This window comes from Sphingomonas sp. DG1-23, from assembly GCF_030730875.1.
In the GTDB taxonomy this organism is placed as follows: Bacteria; Pseudomonadota; Alphaproteobacteria; order Sphingomonadales; family Sphingomonadaceae; genus Sphingomonas.
Window position 1 is genome coordinate 258,698 of sequence record NZ_JAVAMA010000003.1, and the last position, 18,483, is coordinate 277,180.

Annotated in this window: 18 protein-coding genes; 10 read left to right on the forward strand and 8 right to left on the reverse strand. The window is 66.0% G+C overall.

Going from position 1 to position 18,483, the window contains the following annotated elements; all coding sequences use genetic code 11:
* Positions 1 to 422: 422 nt before the first annotated feature.
* The gene (locus Q9Q95_RS06815) at positions 423 to 2,888 is read right to left on the reverse strand and encodes a TonB-dependent receptor (protein WP_306095249.1); all 2,466 of its coding nucleotides are present in this window, start codon (positions 2,886 to 2,888) and stop codon (positions 423 to 425) included.
* Between the two features lie 247 nt (positions 2,889 to 3,135).
* Here Q9Q95_RS06815 and Q9Q95_RS06820 point away from each other — a divergent pair, with 247 nt between their 5' ends.
* On the forward strand, positions 3,136 to 3,600 hold the full coding sequence (locus tag Q9Q95_RS06820; protein ID WP_306095251.1) for an Hsp20 family protein: 465 nt from the start codon (positions 3,136 to 3,138) through the stop codon (positions 3,598 to 3,600).
* A gap of 89 nt (positions 3,601 to 3,689) precedes the next feature.
* On the opposite strand, the gene Q9Q95_RS06825 is transcribed toward Q9Q95_RS06820, so the two are convergent.
* Positions 3,690 to 4,355: a peptidylprolyl isomerase gene (locus tag Q9Q95_RS06825; protein ID WP_306095252.1), complete on the reverse strand. Its 666-nt coding sequence runs from the start codon at positions 4,353 to 4,355 to the stop codon at positions 3,690 to 3,692.
* Positions 4,356 to 4,474: 119 nt separating this feature from the next.
* Between Q9Q95_RS06825 and Q9Q95_RS06830 the strand changes: the two genes are divergently transcribed.
* Positions 4,475 to 5,173 (forward strand): ankyrin repeat domain-containing protein, encoded by a 699-nt coding sequence (locus Q9Q95_RS06830; protein WP_306095253.1) that lies wholly within the window; start codon positions 4,475 to 4,477, stop codon positions 5,171 to 5,173.
* 18 nt (positions 5,174 to 5,191) lie between these two features.
* Here the strand turns inward: Q9Q95_RS06830 and Q9Q95_RS06835 are convergent, their stop codons facing one another.
* Complete coding sequence (locus Q9Q95_RS06835; RefSeq protein ID WP_306095256.1) at positions 5,192 to 6,823, reverse strand: CTP synthase; 1,632 nt, start codon at positions 6,821 to 6,823, stop codon at positions 5,192 to 5,194.
* A gap of 93 nt (positions 6,824 to 6,916) precedes the next feature.
* The gene (gene secG / locus Q9Q95_RS06840) at positions 6,917 to 7,309 is read right to left on the reverse strand and encodes a preprotein translocase subunit SecG (RefSeq protein ID WP_306095259.1); all 393 of its coding nucleotides are present in this window, start codon (positions 7,307 to 7,309) and stop codon (positions 6,917 to 6,919) included.
* 219 nt (positions 7,310 to 7,528) lie between these two features.
* Between secG and Q9Q95_RS06845 the strand changes: the two genes are divergently transcribed.
* The 8 genes from Q9Q95_RS06845 to eda all read left to right on the forward strand — a co-directional run bounded on the left by Q9Q95_RS06845 (position 7,529) and on the right by eda (position 15,047).
* Positions 7,529 to 7,882 (forward strand): MarR family transcriptional regulator, encoded by a 354-nt coding sequence (locus tag Q9Q95_RS06845; RefSeq protein WP_306095574.1) that lies wholly within the window; start codon positions 7,529 to 7,531, stop codon positions 7,880 to 7,882.
* Between the two features lie 52 nt (positions 7,883 to 7,934).
* The gene (locus tag Q9Q95_RS06850) at positions 7,935 to 8,192 is read left to right on the forward strand and encodes an SH3 domain-containing protein (protein ID WP_306095262.1); all 258 of its coding nucleotides are present in this window, start codon (positions 7,935 to 7,937) and stop codon (positions 8,190 to 8,192) included.
* The gene (gene argC / locus Q9Q95_RS06855; RefSeq protein ID WP_306095264.1) at positions 8,189 to 9,130 is read left to right on the forward strand and encodes an N-acetyl-gamma-glutamyl-phosphate reductase; all 942 of its coding nucleotides are present in this window, start codon (positions 8,189 to 8,191) and stop codon (positions 9,128 to 9,130) included. Before Q9Q95_RS06850 ends, argC begins: the two co-directional genes overlap by 4 nt.
* 98 nt (positions 9,131 to 9,228) lie before the next feature.
* Positions 9,229 to 10,686, forward strand: coding sequence for a glucose-6-phosphate dehydrogenase (gene zwf / locus Q9Q95_RS06860; RefSeq protein ID WP_306095266.1), 1,458 nt, complete (start codon positions 9,229 to 9,231; stop codon positions 10,684 to 10,686).
* 50 nt (positions 10,687 to 10,736) lie between these two features.
* Complete coding sequence (gene pgl, locus Q9Q95_RS06865; protein WP_306095268.1) at positions 10,737 to 11,444, forward strand: 6-phosphogluconolactonase; 708 nt, start codon at positions 10,737 to 10,739, stop codon at positions 11,442 to 11,444.
* Positions 11,445 to 11,550: 106 nt separating this feature from the next.
* The gene (edd, locus tag Q9Q95_RS06870) at positions 11,551 to 13,371 is read left to right on the forward strand and encodes a phosphogluconate dehydratase (protein WP_306095270.1); all 1,821 of its coding nucleotides are present in this window, start codon (positions 11,551 to 11,553) and stop codon (positions 13,369 to 13,371) included.
* A gap of 96 nt (positions 13,372 to 13,467) precedes the next feature.
* Positions 13,468 to 14,436, forward strand: coding sequence for a glucokinase (gene glk / locus Q9Q95_RS06875; protein WP_306095272.1), 969 nt, complete (start codon positions 13,468 to 13,470; stop codon positions 14,434 to 14,436).
* A gap of 20 nt (positions 14,437 to 14,456) precedes the next feature.
* Entirely contained in the window at positions 14,457 to 15,047 is a 591-nt protein-coding gene (gene eda, locus Q9Q95_RS06880; protein WP_306095576.1) for a bifunctional 4-hydroxy-2-oxoglutarate aldolase/2-dehydro-3-deoxy-phosphogluconate aldolase, read from the forward strand.
* A gap of 149 nt (positions 15,048 to 15,196) precedes the next feature.
* On the opposite strand, the gene mltG is transcribed toward eda, so the two are convergent.
* From mltG to Q9Q95_RS06900, 4 genes are all read right to left on the reverse strand, one after another.
* The gene (gene mltG / locus Q9Q95_RS06885; protein ID WP_371876702.1) at positions 15,197 to 16,120 is read right to left on the reverse strand and encodes an endolytic transglycosylase MltG; all 924 of its coding nucleotides are present in this window, start codon (positions 16,118 to 16,120) and stop codon (positions 15,197 to 15,199) included.
* A 67-nt stretch (positions 16,121 to 16,187) separates the two neighbouring features.
* On the reverse strand, positions 16,188 to 17,447 hold the full coding sequence (fabF, locus tag Q9Q95_RS06890) for a beta-ketoacyl-ACP synthase II (protein ID WP_306095274.1): 1,260 nt from the start codon (positions 17,445 to 17,447) through the stop codon (positions 16,188 to 16,190).
* Between the two features lie 163 nt (positions 17,448 to 17,610).
* Positions 17,611 to 17,859, reverse strand: a complete 249-nt coding sequence (locus Q9Q95_RS06895; protein WP_056612581.1) for an acyl carrier protein — start codon at positions 17,857 to 17,859, stop codon at positions 17,611 to 17,613.
* 99 nt (positions 17,860 to 17,958) lie between these two features.
* Positions 17,959 to 18,483: a hypothetical protein gene (locus Q9Q95_RS06900; protein ID WP_306095279.1), complete on the reverse strand. Its 525-nt coding sequence runs from the start codon at positions 18,481 to 18,483 to the stop codon at positions 17,959 to 17,961.

Sequence of the window (18,483 nt, forward strand, 5' to 3'; positions counted from 1 at the left end):
GTGCGACCAATCTACGTCTAGTCCCTGTAAACCCGGTGACAAAAGCCGCCTGCCGACGTAGCAAACCCCTGTCGAAACGCAGGCAGCAAATGGCCGTGGTTCGGGGAGGGCTTCGCCCCGCTCGTAGGCAAGTACGAGCGCGCGGGCAGAGCCTGACAAAGGGGGCTGACGAGCAGTCGTCACGCAGGCGCCCGGGCTGGAAACGGTCCGGGCGTTTGCCGTTTGCTCCCCTCTCATCCTTCCATCGTCATCCCGGCGGACGCCGGGATCTCGTGCCGTATCGCGCCTCTGCCTGAGATGCCGGCGTTCGCCGGGAAGACGTCTTGCCGCCCTTTCTCTTCGGGAAAAGGAGGGGGGCGATGCGGGCCGCCCCCCTCCCCCTAACCTCCCCCGGCCATGGCGAGAGGCTAGATGCGCGACGCTCAGAACGATTTGCTGAGCGTCAAACCCCAGGTCCGCGGATCGCCGGGCTGGCCGGCGATCAGGCCGGTGTTGCTCGGCGTGGTCGCGAGCACGTCGTAATATTCGGCGTCGAACGCGTTGCGGACCCAGCCGAAGATGTTGAAATCATCGGTGCGGAAGCCGAGGCGGAAGTTCGCCAGGGTGTAGCCGTCGATGTCGGTGTAGATCGACCGCGAGGCGTTGGACGAGAATTTGGTCCGCGAATTGGCGTCCCCGGCAACGTAGATCTGGCCGTCGAGGCCGAACAGCGTAACCGGCTGGTTCGCCTCGGCGCCGTACGAGAAAGCCCATTTCGAGATGCCCGGCAGCCATTGGCCGGAGATGTCGCACACCACCGGGCTCTGCGCGCCGGGGACCCCCGCGGCACCACCCGCGCTGCCGGCCGGCGCAGCAGGCCCACCCGAGCGCTCGGGCGGGCATGGCGCGTTTTTGAACTCGACATATTCGTGATCGGTGAACGCGCCGTTGGTGTAGAATTTGATCCGATCGCTCGGTCGGATCGAGAAATCGGCCTCGATCCCGCGGACGCGCACCTTGCCGGCATTGGCGAGATAGCCGCGCAGCGTCGAGGTCGAGCTGTTGTTCACGATCGCCTGATAGTCCTTGATGCTCGTCCAGAAGCCGGTGACGTTGAGCGTTGCCTTGCGATCCCAGAATTGCGACTTCACCCCCAGCTCGAAATGATCGACCTTTTCGGGATCGACCTGGGCGAGATCGGTCTGCACCACGCCATTGACCACCGGCACGCCGTTGAGGTTGAGGCCGCCCGATTTGAAGGTGTGGGCATAGGTCGCGTAGAGCAGAACGTCGCGCGACGGCTTGTACGACAAAGTGAGATCGTAAGAGAGGTTCCACGCGCGGAATGCCTCGTCGCGGAACGCCTGGGGCTGGATCGCCTCGCGTTGCGCGGCATTGAGCGCGGTCCCGCCGCTATAGGGGACGAGATTGCCCTGCGCATCGGTGACGATGCTGACATAGCTGCCGACCTTGTCGTCGTAATTGATGCGCGCGCCGGGCGAGACGGTGAACTTGTCGGTGACGTCCCAATTGACCTTGGCGAAGGCGGCGCCGCTGAAATTCTTGAGGCGGATGTCGTTGCTCGCGGTCAGCCCGTCGAGCGTCGCCGGATTGTTCGACAGCGCGTTGCTCGGCGCGAGGATCCAGCGCGCCGCTGCCGAGCCCTGTTGCTGGGTGCCCGTGGTGTGGATGTCCTGATAGAAACCGAACAGCCCGACCACATAGTCGAAACCCGTGCCCTCGCCGGCGTAACGCAACTCCTGGGTATATTGGGTCTGCTTGGTCGGGTTCTGCGACAGCGTCGTCACCGGAAGCCCGGTGAAGTCACGATCGTTGGCCGGGCCCCAATTCCAGAAACGCCACGCGCTGACGGAGGTGAGGGTTCCAGAACCGATCTCATATTCGCCGCGCAACGATACGCCGCCCAATTCGCTCAGCGCATTGAGCTCCGAATCGAGATCGGTCAGCCGATCAAAGGCGTTGGTGCTTGGCGGCGCATAGCCCAATGCCGCGGTCAGCGCCGGATATTGGCGGTTGGCGGCGCGCTGGGTCGGGCCGTAGCGCGCATAGATCTGCGCGCAGCATTCGGGATTCTGCCGGTTCCAGTCGCCGGAGAGGGTGATCGAGGCCGTGTCGCTGGCATTCCACAGCAGCGATCCGCGCACCCCGAGATTGTCCTGCGCATTGACCCAGTCGCGGCTGGCGACATTGTAGATCGTGCCGCGGCGGGTGGTCGAGGAAAGACCGAGGCGCACCGCGACATTCTCGGCCAGCGGTCCGGATACCGAAGCCTTGGCCTGCTTGAACTCGAGGCTGCCGACGCTGACCTCGGCGCGGCCTTCGAAATCGAAGCTCGGCGCCTTGCTGGTGATGCTGATCGCACCGGCGACGGTGTTTTTGCCGTAGAGCGTGCCTTGCGGGCCGCGCAGCGTCTCGACCTGCTGGACGTCGAGGAAATCGAGCGTCGCGACGGCGACGCGGCTGAAATAGACCTGGTCGATATAGACGCCGACGCCCTGATCGATGCCGTCATTGGTGAGCCCCAGCGGCGCGCCGAGACCGCGAATGTTGACCGACGAGTTGCGCGGATTGGTCGAATAGAATTGCAGGGTCGGCTGCAGTTGCTGGAGGCGCTGGACGTTGAAGCTGCCGGTGCTGTCGAGTTCCTTCACGCCGACCACCGAGATCGGGATCGGCACGTCCTGGACCTGCTCCTCGCGGCGGCGCGCAGTGACGACGATGTCGGACGCCGCCGAACTGCGTTGCACGTCCTCGGGCGTGCGGTCCTGCTCGCCCGGAACGGGCTGCGCCGTGCTGTCGGGGGGCGCGGTCACGGTCGGAACTTCCTGACCGACCGCGATCGGCGCGGTTCCGGCCAGCAGCAGCAGCGATAGCGAAGAAAGGCTCATCAACATCCCCTTGTGTCGTTGCGATTAATCTCCATCGATTTGATGGGCATTAGCCAGCAAGCGAATCTTGGGGAAGCCGAAGCTGCGTTTCTCCGCCGCACGTCGGGACCGGTTCGGCGCTCTTGAAACTTCGCGCCGCCGAACCACATTCTCAATCGTCAAGGTGCCTGATGGGCCTGACAAGCAGCGCCGCGGATTTCCGGGCGCCGCGAAAGAGACGTTCAACTTGCTCAAAAGAGGTTTTGAAATGCGTCAGTTCGACTTTACTCCCTTCCGTCGCTCCACCGTCGGCTTCGACCGCCTGTTCGACTTGCTCGAAACCAGCGCGCGTCAGGCAGCGAGCGAGAATTATCCTCCGTTCAACCTCGAGCGCCTTGCCGAGGACCGCTATCGCATCACGCTCGCCGTCGCCGGCTTCAAGCCCGACGAGATCGATGTGACCGCGCAGCAGAATCTGCTGCTGGTCCAAGGCAAGAAAGCGAGCGAGAACGAGAACAATCAGGGCGCGTTCCTGCATCTCGGCATCGCCAATCGCAGCTTCGAGCGCCGCTTCGAACTCGCCGACTTCGTCCGCGTCCAGAGCGCCGACCTTGCCGACGGCCTGCTCGTGATCGAGCTGGTCCGCGAGGTCCCCGAGGCGATGAAGCCGAAGAAGATCGCCGTGAATGCCGGCAGCGCGCCGACCGCGCTCGAGCATCGCGACGCGGCATAATCGCCACCACGGCTAGCGGCGCTTTCCTCCCTTTGGGCGCCGCAGCAGGGGCGCCCGGGCACTGCCCGGGCGCCTTTTGTTTGCCTTGCTCAGTTCGGCTGGATCCAGCGGGTCGGACCGATCTCCCAAGGCTTGACCCGGCCGGTGGGTTTTGGCGCGCCGTCGAGACGGACCGCGCGGACGATCTGGACCGGTGCGGGCTGGATCATCTGGCCGCGCATCGGCCCCCTGCCCCCGCCGGTCGGCCGCGCGAGGATTTTCCGCACGACGTCCATTCCCGCGACGACCCGGCCGAACGCCGCATAGCCGTTGCGCGTGGTGCCACGCGCGTCGAGCGAGGGATTGTCGCCGACCATGATCGAGAAATTGCCGGTCGCCCCGTCGATATTCGCGCCATGCGCCATCGAGACGGTGCCGTCGGTGTGGCGGATGCCGGTCCGGTTGGTCGGCTCGAGCGGCGGCGACGGCAGGACCCGCCGCGCGTCGCTGGCGACACCCCCCTGGACGAAGCCGAACTTCGGATTCCCGGTTCGGCGCGACGCGCGGTAGAATCCGGTGCCGTCGAGCCGGCCGTCATCGACATAAGCGAGGAAGTTGGCGACGGTCTTCGGGGCGCGTTTCGCGTCGAGCGCGAGGACGATCGCACCTTCGCTGGTCTCGATCCGCACGCGGACCTGGCCGGGGACCGGTTTGGTCTGCGCGACGACGGCGCTGGGCAGGAGCAACAAGGCGAACGCGGCGAACAGGGTACGCATCCGGCCGCGTTAGCCGATGCTGCGACGCGACGGGAGGGGCTTTGTCGGCTCGGTCCGCGACCGATCCAGCAAAGGCTTCGTCCGGTTTCGCCGCGGGCCGGATCGATATAGAATAAAGGATGGTTTCGAAGACGAGCTTGCGCGAATCGGTGCGGGCGCACCGCTGGCGGGAAGTCGACCAGGGGCTGACCGAGCGGCCAGACCTGACCGAAGCATCCGACGAGCGCGGACGAAATTGGCTGCACCACGCCTGTATGAGCCCGGGCGAGGACGAGGCGAGCATCCGCACCGTCGAGGTGCTGCTCGCGGCCGGCCTCGGGCTGGACGCGCCCGCATTCACCGAAGACGCGTGGCACGCGACGCCTTTGTGGCATGCGATTTCGCGCGGACGAAACCTCAAGCTGGCCGAGCATCTGCTCAAGCGGGGCGCCAATCCCAATTTTTGCCTGTTCGCCGCCATATGGAACGAGGATCGAAACGCGATCCGTCTGCTGCTGGAATATGGCGCAGACCTGGAAGAAGGCGCCGACCGCGGCGATACGCCGCTGCTCGGTGCGGTCGCGTGGAGCAAGTTCGGCCCTGCCGAGGAACTGCTGAAGGCGGGAGCCGACCCCAACGCGCGCAATGCCCAAGGTGCGACCGCGCTGCACCTGATGCTCAGGAAGGGCAGTGCGGCGGAGCATTTTCAGCTCTTCGCCCGACACGGCGCGCGAAGCGACATCCCCGACGCCGCGGGTCTGACCGCCGACACGTTGCTGCGCCGCAAGCGCGACCCCGGCTATCGCACGGCCGCAGAGATGATGGCGCAGGCTACCTGAGCCGCCGCCGGCGCGAGGCTAGACCAGCCGGCTCTGCTTGACCGCCGCTTCGATGAAGCTCGCGAACAAGGGATGCGGATCGAAGGGCTTCGACTTCAGCTCGGGATGGAATTGCACGCCGACGAACCACGGATGGTCGGGCCGCTCGACGATCTCGGGCAAGGTGCCGTCGGGCGACATGCCCGAGAAGACCAGACCGTTCTTTTCGAGCAACGGCTTGTAATGGGTGTTGACCTCGTAGCGGTGGCGATGGCGCTCGCTGATCTCTTCCGCGCCGTAGATCGACGCGACGACGCTGTTGCCGCCGAGCTTCGCCGGATAGGCGCCGACGCGCATCGTGCCGCCGAGATCGCCGCCCGCTTCACGCTTCTGGATGCCCTCGCTGGTCATCCATTCGGTGATCATGCCGACCACCGGCTCGTCGGTCGGGCCGAATTCGGTGGTCGATGCGTTTTCGAGCCCCTGATCGCGCGCGGCATCGACGCATGCCATCTGCATGCCGAGGCAGATGCCGAAGAACGGCACGCCGCGCTCGCGGGCGAAGCGCACGCCGGCGATCTTGCCCTCGCTGCCGCGCTCGCCGAACCCGCCGGGGACGAGGATGCCGTCCATCGGCTCGAGCTTGGCGGCGACTTCCTCGTCGTCGCGCTCGAACAATTCGGCGTCGAGCCAGCGAATGTTGACCTTGACCTGATTGGCGATGCCGCCATGGACCAGCGCTTCGTGGAGCGACTTATAGGCATCGGGAACGCCCATATATTTGCCGACCACGCCGATCGTGACCTCGCCCTCGGGATTCTGGAGACGGCTGACGATCCGCTCCCAGCGCTCGAGATTGGGCGCCTCGCCCGGATCCATGCCGAACGCGCGCAAAACTTCGACGTCGAGCCCCTCGCGATGATACTGCATCGGCACTGCGTAGATGCTCTTCGCGTCGAGCGCGGGAATCACCGCCGACGCGGGGACGTTGCAGAATTGCGCGATCTTGGCGCGCTCGCCGGCAGGCAGATCGCGCTCCGAGCGGCAGACGAGGACGTCGGGCTGGACGCCCAATGCCGCGAGCTCGCGCACGCTGTGCTGGGTCGGCTTGGTCTTCAGCTCGCCGGCGGCGGAGATGTAGGGCACCAAAGTGACGTGGATGCTGACCGTCTGGCCGCGGCCGAGATCGTTGCGAAGCTGGCGAATCGCCTCGATGAACGGCAGCGATTCGATGTCGCCGACCGTGCCGCCGATCTCGCAGAGGACGAAGTCGAGATCGTCGGTCTCGTCCTGCGCGAACGCCTTGATCGCGTCGGTGACGTGCGGGATCACCTGGACGGTGGCGCCGAGATAGTCGCCACGCCGCTCGCGCTCGATGATCGTCTTGTAGATACGGCCCGAAGTGACGTTGTCGGACTGGCGCGAGGCGACGCCGGTGAAGCGCTCGTAATGGCCGAGATCGAGATCGGTCTCGGCGCCGTCGTCGGTGACGTAGACCTCGCCATGCTGGTGCGGCGACATCGTACCGGGATCGACGTTGAGATAGGGATCGAACTTGCGGATGCGGACCCGATAGCCCCGGGCCTGGAGCAAAGCCGCGAGGCTCGCCGCCATCAAACCCTTGCCAAGCGAGGAGACCACGCCGCCGGTGATGAAGATATACCGCGCCATGGGAGGTAACGCCTAACGTCATTGGCCGCACGCCGACAAGCGCGCGACTCACTTATTTTTTGATCTGCTCCCCGATCGGCGGAGAGCGGCGGGTTATTGCGCGAGCGGAACCGAGCTGTTGGCCGGCGCCGCAGCGTTCGCGGGAGCAGCGCCGGTGGGCGCCGTCGTGTTGCCGAGCGTGAACGGTGCGGCGGGCGCGCCGGTCGGCGAGGTGAGCGGCGCGGCCGGAGCGCGCTGGAGCGAGGAATCGATCGTCGTCGAGTGGCGACTCGCGGCGACGAAGGCGAGCGCGATGCTCATCGTGATGAAGAGAGTCGCGAGGACCGTGGTGGCGCGGGTCAGGAAATCCGCCGCGCCGCGTGCCGACATCAGGCCCGAGGGGCTGCCGCCCGTGGTCAGCCCGCCGCCTTCCGAGCGCTGCATGAGGATCACGGTCACGAGCAGTGCCGCGATGATAGCGTGGACGACGAGCAGAAAGGTGAACATTGAGACCCGGCCTGTTGCGAAAGCGGCGACATAGGGGAGCCGGTGCCGGGGATCAACCTGCGTGTGGCCCGGGATCATCCCGCAATGCAGCAAATCCGGTTTCTGAATTAACCAGTAACATTTCGCCAACGCACTGAAACCACTGGGCTCAAGCTGCGTTTGTGTGAATGCTCCCGGACAGGACCGGGAACGTAACGGATGAGAAGAGCCGTGAACGCGATGCCGGACCAATCGCTGTCTTCGTGGAAGGACACGCTGATCGATTATGTGCGTTCGGGCGAGCCCGACCTCACCAATCGTCAGATGGCTCTCCTGATGCTTGTGTATCTCGACCCGGGGCCCCATACGGTCCGCGGACTGGCGCGGGCGCTGAACGTTTCGAAGCCCGTGGTAACCCGCGCCTTGAATCGCCTGGGGACGCTCGGCTATCTGCGCCGCCAACGCGACGATACCGACAAACGCAACATCTTCGTTGCGCGTACCGCTGAAGGGGCAGAGTTTCTTGCAGAGTTCGGGCACTTCCTCGCTGGCGACAACCTCGGTCAGCCAGTCGCCCGCAGGGCCAACGCATAAGCGCTTTTCACTGAAAGGGCGCTCGGCGATCATCGATTCGCGCGTCGACGCCGTGCGCCGCGACCTTGCCGATGTGCGGCTCGCCGACCGGGTGTTCGCCCCGCATTATGCCGCGCCGATGCCGCGCAGCCTTGCCGCCTCCGCCGAATTGCGCGCGAGCGCCGCGGCCGATTCCGAAGTGCTGGCCAGCCTCGCTGCAGGCGAAATATTCGAAGTGCTCGAGCTGGCAGGCGATCACGCCTGGGGCGTCGCCCCCGCGGCGGGAATCGTAGGCTATATTCCGGCAGCCGCACTGGCGGATCCACAATGACCATCCGCGTCTTCATCGACGGCGCCGTCGGCACCACCGGACTCGAGATTCGCGAGCGGCTCGACGGGCGCGCGGGGATCGAGCAACTGATCCTCGCCGACGCCGACCGCAAGGACCCGAGGAAGCGCGAGGATGCGCTCAATTCGGCCGATTTCGTCATACTCTGCCTGCCCGACGAGGCGGCGCGCGAAGCCGTGGCGATGATCCGCGCCGACAAGGTTCGCGTGATCGACGCCTCGACCGCGCACCGGGTGGCGCCCGACTGGGTCTATGGCTTTGCCGAACTCGAGCCGGGGCAATTGGCGGCGATCGCCGACGCGGCGCGGGTGAGCAACCCCGGCTGTTATCCTACCGGCTTTCTCGCGCTCGTGCGTCCGCTGGTCCGCGCGGGGCTGGTGCCGCTCGATCACAGCTTCACGGTCAATGCCGTCTCGGGCTATTCGGGCGGCGGCAGATCGATGATCGCCGATTTCGAGGACGAGACTTCCGAGGGTTTCACCGCCACCGCCTTCCGAAACTACGGCCTCAACCTCGATCACAAGCACGTTCCCGAGATGCAGAAGCATGCGCGGATCGAGCATCCGCCGATCTTCCAACCTGCAGTGGTGCGCACCTATCGCGGAATGGTGGTAGAGGTGCCCCTGCCGCTCCACATCTTCACGCGACGTCCGTCGCTGGAGGCGATCGAGAACGCATTGCGCGACGCGTATAAGGAATGCCCACTCGTTCGCATTCTGCCGAGCGACGTCTCCACGGTTTCGATCGAGGAAGATGCCGGCACCGACCGGCTGAGCCTCCGGGTATTCGGCAATGCCGAGCGCGGCCAGGCTCGGCTGGTCGCGACGCTCGACAATCTCGGCAAGGGCGCCGCCGGCGCGGCGGTGCAGAACCTCAACATCATGGCCGGGCTCGATCCGACCGCGGGGCTGGTTCTCTAATCTCACCTCATCCCGGCGGAAGCCGGGATTACGGTCTGGCGGCTTGATCTTTGGCGCTCGTTGGTGTCTCGCGGGCGAAACAAGTTGTGAGGCAAAAAATGCATCAGCCCGTGGGCAAATTGCTGCTGTTCGGCGCAACCGGCGACCTTGCGCAGCGGATGCTGCTGCCGTCGCTCTATGCGCTGCATGCCGATGGGCTGCTGCCCGCGGGACTGACGATCACCGGCACCGCACGCTCCGAAAAGGACGACGAATCGTACCGCGAGTTCGCCCGTCATGCGCTGGAGGAATTCCTCCCCGCCGACCGCAAGGATGACAGCGCTGTCGGAAGTTTCCTCGAACGGCTGAACTATCAGTCGCTCGATGCCTCGAAGATCGAGGGGTTCGCGGCGCTCAAGGACAAGCTCGGCGACATTTCGGGCGGGCTGGCGATCTTCCTGTCGACCGCGCCCTGGCTGTTCGGACCGACGATCGAGGGGCTCGAGAGCGCGGGGCTGACCGGCGACAATGTCCGGATCAGTCTCGAAAAGCCGCTGGGCAAGGATCTCGCCTCGAGCTGCGAGATCAACGATCTGGTCGCAGGCGCCTTTCCCGAGGAACGCACCTTCCGGATCGACCATTATCTCGGCAAGGAGACGGTGCAGAACATTCTTGCGCTGCGCTTCGGCAATTCGCTGTTCGAGCCGGTGTGGAACGCGCAGGGCATCGACCATGTCCAGATCACCGTCTCGGAGACGGTCGGGCTCGAAGGCCGGGCCGGCTTCTACGAGGAGACCGGCGCGCTGCGCGACATGGTGCAGAACCACATGCTCCAGCTCGTCGCGCTGATCGCGATGGAGCCCCCTGCCCGCTTCGACGGCACCGCGATCCGAGACGAGAAGGTCAAGGTGCTGCGCTCGCTTCGGAAAATCAGCGCGGCCGAGGCGCCACAACTGACCGTCACCGGCCAATATGGCGGCGGTGCAGTGAAGGGCGAGATCGTTCGCGATTATGCCAGCGATCTGGAGAAGCCGTCGATCACCGAGACCTTCGTCGCGGTCAAGGCGCATGTCGACAATTGGCGCTGGCACGGCGTGCCTTTCTATCTGCGCACCGGGAAGCGTCTCGCCGAGCGCCGCAGCGAGATCGTCATCCAGTTCAAGCCGGTGCCGCATTCGATCTTCGCCGAGCGCGGCGGCGCGCTGCATCCCAACACTTTGGTGATCCGGCTCCAGCCCGAGGAATATGTCCGGCTGCTGGTGATGGCCAAGCAGCCCGGGCTCGACCGCGAGGGCGTGCGGCTGCGCGAAGTGCCGCTCAACCTCAGCCTCGACACCGAATTCGCCGGCACCCGCCGCCGCATCGCCTATGAGCGGCTGCTGCTCGATCTGATCGAGGGCGATCCGACCCTGTTCGTCCGCCGCGACGAGGTCGAGGCGCAATGGGAATGGATCGACGGGATCCGCGCCGGCTGGGACGCCAATGACATGAAACCCAAACCCTATGCCTCGGGCAGCTGGGGCCCCTCCGCCTCGGTCGCGCTCACCGAGCGCGACGGGGTGACGTGGAACGAATAGCCTTCGTACCCCATATCTACGACGAACCCACCGAACACGCAGGAGCAGACATGACGACCGAAATCGAATGGTGGGACTATGACGACGCCGACGAGATGGCCGCTGCCGTCGCGGGCGACGTGCAGTTCATCATCGAAAGCGCGATCGACGCGCGCGGCGCCGCGGTCATCGCGCTGGCGGGCGGCAAGACCCCGCTGCCGATCTACGAGAAATTGGCCGCTGCCAAGCTCGACTGGAAACGCGTGACGATCGTCCCCGGCGACGACCGGCTGGTACCGCTCGGCGACCCGCTGTCGAACGTCACGGCGATCGGCAAGGTGTTCATTCCCAAGGGCGCGCGGGTCATCCCGCTGATCAGCGCGACGGTGGCCGATTACAAGGCGGCGGGCCGCGCGGCGGACGCGATCCTGCAGGATCTGCACTGGCCGCTCGATCTGTGCCTGCTCGGCGTCGGCGGCGACGGCCATGCCGCATCGATCTTCCCCGGCGCCGATTTCGACGAGGCGCTGAACGGCCCCAAGGAACGCCGCGCGGTCGGAGTGATGCCCGACCCGCTGCCGCCCGAAGCGCCGGTTGCCCGCGTCACGCTGAGCAAGGCCGCGATCGTCTCGGCGCGCGCGCTGATGATCGCGATCACCGGCCAGGCCAAGCGCGACGTGCTGGAGCAGGCGATCGAACAGGGCGCTTCGTCCAACTATCCGGTCGGCCGTATCCTCGCCGATATCGAGCTGCCGGTGGATATCCACTGGGCGGCGTAAAGCCCTCCCCGTTCGTGCTGAGCTTGTCGAAGCACCGTTCTTCGGAGCGCGGTCGGGACCGAAGAAGGACTGCCCTTCGACAAGCTCAGGGCGAACGGAGTTGTAAATGAGTCTCCATTCAGAAATCGCCGCGGTCACCGATCGCGTCATCGAACGTTCGAAGCAAAAGCGCGCGGCCTATCTCGACCTGATCCGCCGCGAGCGCGAGAGCGGTGCGGATCGGCCGAAGCTCGGTTGCGCCAACCTCGCCCACGCTTATGCCGGGACCGACGAGCAGCGCGACCTGATGACTCCGGCGAACCGGATGAACATCGGCATCGTCACCTCGTACAACGACATGCTTTCGGCGCACGCAGTCTATTACCGTTACCCCGAGCAGATGAAGATCTGGGCGCTCGAGGCGGGCGCCACCGCGCAGGTCGCCGGCGGCGTGCCCGCGATGTGCGACGGCGTGACGCAGGGCTATGCCGGGATGGAGCTGTCGCTGTTCAGCCGCGACACGATCGCGCTCTCGACCGGCATCGCGCTCAGCCACCGCGTGTTCGAGGGCGCCGCGTTGCTCGGCATCTGCGACAAGATCGTCCCCGGCCTGCTGCTCGGCGCCTTGCGCTTCGGGCATCTGCCGATGGTGATGATCCCGGGCGGACCGATGCGCTCGGGCCTCGCCAACAAGGACAAGGCGGCGGTCCGCGAACGCTATGCCGAGGGCAAGGCGACCCGCGAGGAACTGCTCGCGTCCGAGATCGCCGCCTATCACGGCAAGGGCACCTGCACCTTTTACGGCACCGCCAATTCGAACCAGATGATGATGGAGGCGATGGGCCTCCACATGCCGGGCGCCGCCTTCGCCAATCCGCAGACCAAATTGCGCCAGGAGCTGACCCGGGCGGCGGTGCACCGGCTCGCCGATATCGGCTGGAACGGCAACGATTATCGCCCGATCGGGCATGTCGTCGACGAGAAGGCGATCGTGAATGCCGCGATCGTATTGCTCGCCACCGGCGGCTCGACCAACCATCTGATCCACGTCCCCGCCTTTGCGCGCGCGGCGGGCATCGTGATCGACTGGGACGATTTCGACCGGCTGTCGCGCAGCGTGCCGCTGCTCACCCGCGTCTATCCCAACGGATCGGCCGATGTGAACGGTTTCGAGGACGCCGGCGGGCCGAGCTTCGTGATCCGCGAATTGCTCAAGGGCGGGCTGATGCACGGCGACACGCTGACGATCGCGAAGGAAGGCATGGCGGCTTACGGCCGCAAGCCCATGGTCGAGGACGAATCGCTCGTCTGGCACAATCATCCCGAGAAGAGCGGTGACGACAGCATCGTCCGCACGATCGACGCGCCGTTCTCGCCCGAAGGCGGGTTCCGCATTCTCAAGGGCAATCTCGGCCGCGCCTGCATCAAGGTGAGCGCGGTCGAGCGCGATCGCTGGACGATCGAGGCGCCGGCACGGGTCTTCTCCGACCAGTCCGAGGTGCAGGCGGCGTTCAAGGCGGGCGAGCTCGACCGCGACGTGATCGTCGTGGTGCGCTTCCAGGGTCCGAAGGCGAACGGCATGCCCGAATTGCACAAGCTGACGCCGCCGCTGGGGGTGCTGCAGAATCGCGGCTTCCGGGTCGCTTTGGTTACCGACGGCCGGATGTCGGGCGCATCGGGCAAGGTGCCGTGCGCGATTCATTTGTCGCCCGAGGCGCTGGGCGGCGGCCCGATCGGCAAGGTGCGCGACGGCGATGTGGTCCGGCTCGATGCCGAGGCGGGGACGCTGGAGGCCTTGGTCGATCCCGCCGAATGGGAAGCGCGCGAACATGCCGTCGCGCCTGCGCCTGCCCAAGGTACTGGTCGCGAGCTGTTCGCGATGCTGCGCAATCACGCCGACGAGGCCGAACTGGGCGCCTCGGCGATGCTGGCGGAGGCCGGACTCTAGCACTCGCTTTACATCTGCGCGTCCAGCGCAGAGAAGGGCGGCGCACCGTATGCCAACGTTGACAGGCCGCGGGCGTGAGAGGTTCAGGGAGAAGGCATGGAAGTCGTCGCGGTCGATATCGGGGGTACCCATGCCCGCTTTGCCGTAGCGGAAGTGGCGGAGGGGCGCGTCGTCTCGATGGCCGCGCCGGTGACTCAAAAAGTCGCCGAACACCCCAGCCTGCAGCTTGCGTGGCAAGCCTTTGGCGAGACGCTCGGGCGCCCGCTGCCCAGGGCTGCGGCGATCGCGGTCGCCTCGCCGGTCGGCGGCGAGGTGATCAAGCTCACCAACAATCCGTGGATCATCCGCCCTGCCCTGATCCCCGACCGGCTCGGCGCGGAGACCTGGACTGTCGTCAACGATTTCGCGGCGATCGGCCATGCCGTGGCCCAGCTGGGGGACGGGGATTTCCTGCATTTGTGCGGGCCCGAGATATCGCTTCCCCCCCGTGGCTCGCTGACCGTGTGCGGCCCCGGCACCGGGCTCGGCGTCGCACAGGTATTCCGGCACAAGGGCGGTTACGACATCATCGCGACCGAAGGTGGGCATGTCGATTTCGCGCCGCTCGATCCGATCGAGGACGCCTTCGTCAAGCGGCTGCGGCGCGAATATAATCGCGTCTCGACCGAGCGGATCGTCGCGGGGCCGGCGATCGTCGCGATCTACGAGACACTGGCCGAGCTCGAGAAGCGGCCGGTGCCGCGCCACACCGACAAGGAACTCTGGGCACTGGCGTTCGAAGGCAAGGATAGCCTCGCCGTCGCGGCCCTCGACCGCTTCTGCCTTAGCCTCGGCGCAGTCGCGGGCGACCTCGCTCTCACCCATGGCCCGACCGGCGTGGTGATCGCCGGCGGTCTGGGCTTGCGTCTCAAGGACCATTTGCTGCAATCGGGCTTCGGCGAGCGCTTCGTTGCCAAGGGCCGGTTCCGGAACCTGATGGCGTCGATCCCCGTCAAGCTGATCACGCACCCGCAGCCGGGCCTTTACGGGGCCGCGGCGGCCTTCGCCCAGGAGCACGCATTGTGACGAGTACGATTGCCGATATCATGCGCACCGCTCCGGTGATCCCGGTGCTGGTGATCGAGGACGCGGCGCAGGCGCGACCGCTGGCCGAGGCGCTGGTCAAAGGCGGGCTGCGCGTTCTCGAAGTGACGCTGCGCACCGGCGCCGCGATCGAGGCGATCGCGGAGATGAAGAAGGTCGAAGGCGCGATCGTCGGCGCCGGCACGGTGGTCAACACCGACCAGTTCAAGCAGGTGATGGACGCGGACGTCGAGTTCATCGTCTCGCCCGGCCTGACCGAGCGGCTGGGTGAGCCGATCATCGCCAGCGGCGTGCCCTTCCTGCCGGGGGTGGCCAATGCCGGCGACATCATGCGCGGGCTCGATCTCGGGCTGACCCATTTCAAGTTCTTCCCTGCCGAGACTTCGGGCGGGCTCAAGGCGCTCAAGGCATTGGCGGCACCTTTCTATCAGGCGAAATTCTGCCCGACCGGCGGCGTGAGCCTCGCGACGGCGCCGGATTGGCTGGCCTTCGATCCGGTGCTGTGCGTGGGCGGGAGCTGGATCACGCCGAAGGGCGCGAGCGTCGAGCAGGTCGAAACGCTGGCCCGCGAGGCGGCGGGGTTGAAGGGTTAACGCCTCCTCCCCTTGTGGGAGAAGGAAGGGGCCCGCTCGATGCAATCGAGTGGGAAGGATGAGGGGAACGTAGACCACTACGACTCCCCCTCACCCTTCCGCCGACTTCGTCGGCTCCCTCCCTCTCCCACAAGGGGAGAGGGATTAAGTCACATCTCGCCGCGCGCCCGCCGCAGGGCATACCATTTCTGGACATTGGCGTTGTGCTGCTCGAGCGTGTCGGCGAAGACGTGCCCGCCATCGCCTTTGGCGACGAAGTACAGCGCCGAGGACTGCGCCGGATCGAGCACCGCATCGATCGATTCGCGGCCGGGATTGGCGATCGGCCCGACCGGAAGCCCGGTCATCGCGTAGGTGTTGTACTGGTTCACCGCACGCAGCTCCGACTGGAGGATGCGGCGGCCGAGCGGCTTGCCTTTGGTGATCGGGTAGATGATCGTCGGATCGGCCTGGAGCATCATGTTCTGCCTGAGCCGGTTCGAATAGACCGCGGCGACCGTCCGACGCTCCTCGGGCTTGCCGGTCTCCTTCTCGACGATCGAGGCGAGCGTCAGCGCCTGTGCCGGCGTGGCGACGGCGATTCCTGGCTTGCGCCGCGCCCACGCGCTGGCAAGATATTCGGTCATCGCCTTCTGCATCCGCGCCAGCACCGCCGCGCGGGTCTCGCCGCGGTTATAGGCATAGGTATCCGGCAGCACACTGCCCTCGGCGGGCACCGCGATCGGACCGCTCAGGCCGTCGGCCTTCATCAGCGCCTCGTGCACGAGAACCGAAGGCACGCCTTCGGCGACGGTGATCTTGCGCTGAAGCGTCTTGCCGCCCTGCAGATCCTTGAGGATGTCGGACGGGCTTTCGCCCGCGAGCAGGCGATATTCCCCCGCCTTGATCGGCGCGCCGCCGCCGAAGACCTTCGACAGCAGGACGAATTGCCGCGCCGAACGGATCGCGCCGGCCTTCTCCAGCTCGGTCGCCGCTCGGCTGAGACTCGCCCCTTCGGGGATGAGCACCGTCATGTTCGCGCGCGACGGACCGCTACCGGCCCAGAGCTGGAGCACCGCCAGCCCCGCCGCCACTGCCAGCAGCAGGACGACGAGGATGGCACAACCGCCCGCCCGTCGCGAACGACGCGGGGGCGTGGCTTCAGACAGCCTTCATCACCAGGCTGGCATTGGTGCCGCCGAAGCCGAAGCTGTTGTTCAGCACCGCCTTGACCTTGCGCTCCTTCGCCTTGTGCGGGACCAGATCGACGCCGGCGCAATTCTCGCTCGGATTGTCGAGGTTGAGCGTCGGCGGCACGACCTGATCGCGCAGCGCGAGGATGCAGAAGATGCTTTCGACCGCGCCGGCGCCACCGAGCAGATGCCCGATCGCCGACTTGGTCGAGCTCATCGAGAGCGTTTCGATCGCACTCCCGAACAGGCGGCGGACTCCGCCGAGTTCGAGTTCGTCGCCGAGCGGCGTCGAAGTGCCGTGGGCGTTGATGTAATCGATGTCGCCGAAGTCGAGACCCGACTTCTTCATCGCCATCTGCATCGAACGGAACGCGCCCGAGCCCTCGGGATGCGGCGCGGTCACGTGATAGGCATCGCCCGACAGGCCATAGCCGATGACTTCGGCATAGATCTTGGCGCCGCGCTTCTTCGCATGCTCATATTCCTCGAGCACGACCACGCCGGCGCCTTCGCCCATGACGAAGCCGTCGCGGTCCTGGTCCCATGGGCGGCTGGCCCTGGTGGGATCGTCGCGGAAATTGGTCGAGAGCGCACGCGCCTGGCCGAAGCCGGCGATGCCGATCGGGCAGACCGCGCCCTCGGCGCCGCCCGCCAGCATGATGTCGGCGTCGTCCATCGCGATCATCCGCGCGGCGTCGCCGATCGAATGCGCGCCGGTCGAGCAGGCGGTGACGACGGCGTGGTTGGGGCCCATCAGCCCGTATTTGATGCTCACCTGGCCCGAGATCAGGTTGATCAGGCGGCCATGGACGAAATGCGGCGAGACGCGCTTGGGGCCCTTTTCGGCGAGCACCAGCGATTCGCTCTCGATGCCCGGAAGCCCGCCAATGCCCGCACCGATCGAGCAACCGGCGCGGAAGCGCGTCGCCTCGTCCATGTCCAGCAGCCCGGCATCTTCGATCGCCTGACCGGCGGCATCGATGCCGTAGACGATGAACGGATCGACCTGGCGCTGGACCTTGTGATCGACGCGCTTGTTGGGATCGAAGCCGTATTCATGCCCCGCCGGCTTCACTTCGCACGCGTAATTGCTGTGGAAATCGGTCGCGTCGAAGCGCGTGATCGTCGCTGCGCCGGACTTGGCGGCGATGATGTTCTTCCAGGCCGTCTCGACATCGGCACCCAGCGGGGTGACGAGCCCAAGGCCGGTTACGACTACGCGGCGCATGGCGTTCTCTCCGTCAAACGTGGCGATCACTGCCCATAGCGGGCGCGAACGCGGAAAAACTCGTTACGAAAACGAAACGGCTCCCCGCCCTCTCTTTCGAGCCCGGACGGGAAGCCGCTATATGGCAGTGCCGGCCCATCCGGGCAGGTCGCCGGAAAGGCAATCAGCCTTCCTGGTGCTCGCTGATATACGAGACCGCGTCGCCGACCGTGGTGATCTTCTCGGCTGCGTCGTCGGGGATCTCGACGCCGAACTCTTCCTCGAACGCCATGACCAGCTCGACGATGTCGAGGCTGTCCGCACCCAGATCGTCGATGAAGCTCGCTTCGGGCTTCACTTCGCCGGCATCGACGCCCAGATGGTCGACGACGAGCGCGGCAACGCGCTGGGTGATCTCTTCCTGGTTGGCCATAGTCCCTGTTTTCCTTTGTCTGGGCTCTGAATTCCGTGTGAACGCACCTAGAATGCCGCCGGTGCCGTTGCAAGGGGGCACGCCCCCGCGCCGCAAGCTTCACGCCTGGGAAAAATCGAAACTCGCATATTGGATCGTGCTGAGGAAGGCGAAATATTCGGCGAGCAGTTCGGCATTCTCCCGCGTCTGCTTCGCTTCCTCGGTCACCGAGACCTTGATCAGTTCCTGGTTCTCCGTCGGGGTGAGCGGGCGATTGCGGGTCTCCTCGGGCAGCGCCTGGAACCGGTCCTCGAGCGTCGCCGCCTCGAATCCGCGCGCGCCGATCACGCGCTCGGCGACGGGCAGGCCGAGCTTCGCCAGCGTATAGATGCGCGCCGCCTTCACCGCCGCTTCCGACCAACCATGTTCGGTGCCGCACGCCGCGGCGGCGCTGGCGATGCTGCCGCCCACCGCGGAGTCATAGCTCGGCCGTTTGCCGCTCTCGGTCATGTTGCGCGAGACGTCGGCGTGGAGCTTCGCAGTGGCCGCGGCGCTCACCTTGCCCGCGACGCAATCGATCGTCGCGAGATCGGCGGCGTTGGCAGGCGCGGCCAAAAGCAGCAAAAAGGGGACGAGGATACGCAT

Excerpts from the sequence above, each read along its gene's own strand:
- argC (WP_306095264.1), top strand. The coding sequence starts at position 8,189 with ATGACCATCCGCGTCTTCATCGACGGCGCCGTCGGCACCACCGGACTC.
- Q9Q95_RS06900 (WP_306095279.1), bottom strand. The coding sequence starts at position 18,483 with ATGCGTATCCTCGTCCCCTTTTTGCTGCTTTTGGCCGCGCCTGCCAAC.
- Q9Q95_RS06845 (WP_306095574.1), top strand. The coding sequence starts at position 7,529 with ATGCCGGACCAATCGCTGTCTTCGTGGAAGGACACGCTGATCGATTAT.
- secG (WP_306095259.1), bottom strand. The coding sequence starts at position 7,309 with ATGTTCACCTTTCTGCTCGTCGTCCACGCTATCATCGCGGCACTGCTC.
- Q9Q95_RS06830 (WP_306095253.1), top strand. The coding sequence starts at position 4,475 with ATGGTTTCGAAGACGAGCTTGCGCGAATCGGTGCGGGCGCACCGCTGG.
- eda (WP_306095576.1), top strand. The coding sequence starts at position 14,457 with ATGCGCACCGCTCCGGTGATCCCGGTGCTGGTGATCGAGGACGCGGCG.
- edd (WP_306095270.1), top strand. The coding sequence starts at position 11,551 with ATGAGTCTCCATTCAGAAATCGCCGCGGTCACCGATCGCGTCATCGAA.
- pgl (WP_306095268.1), top strand. The coding sequence starts at position 10,737 with ATGACGACCGAAATCGAATGGTGGGACTATGACGACGCCGACGAGATG.
- Q9Q95_RS06820 (WP_306095251.1), top strand. The coding sequence starts at position 3,136 with ATGCGTCAGTTCGACTTTACTCCCTTCCGTCGCTCCACCGTCGGCTTC.
- Q9Q95_RS06895 (WP_056612581.1), bottom strand. The coding sequence starts at position 17,859 with ATGGCCAACCAGGAAGAGATCACCCAGCGCGTTGCCGCGCTCGTCGTC.
- fabF (WP_306095274.1), bottom strand. The coding sequence starts at position 17,447 with ATGCGCCGCGTAGTCGTAACCGGCCTTGGGCTCGTCACCCCGCTGGGT.
- Q9Q95_RS06825 (WP_306095252.1), bottom strand. The coding sequence starts at position 4,355 with ATGCGTACCCTGTTCGCCGCGTTCGCCTTGTTGCTCCTGCCCAGCGCC.
- Q9Q95_RS06815 (WP_306095249.1), bottom strand. The coding sequence starts at position 2,888 with ATGAGCCTTTCTTCGCTATCGCTGCTGCTGCTGGCCGGAACCGCGCCG.
- Q9Q95_RS06835 (WP_306095256.1), bottom strand. The coding sequence starts at position 6,823 with ATGGCGCGGTATATCTTCATCACCGGCGGCGTGGTCTCCTCGCTTGGC.
- zwf (WP_306095266.1), top strand. The coding sequence starts at position 9,229 with ATGCATCAGCCCGTGGGCAAATTGCTGCTGTTCGGCGCAACCGGCGAC.
- glk (WP_306095272.1), top strand. The coding sequence starts at position 13,468 with ATGGAAGTCGTCGCGGTCGATATCGGGGGTACCCATGCCCGCTTTGCC.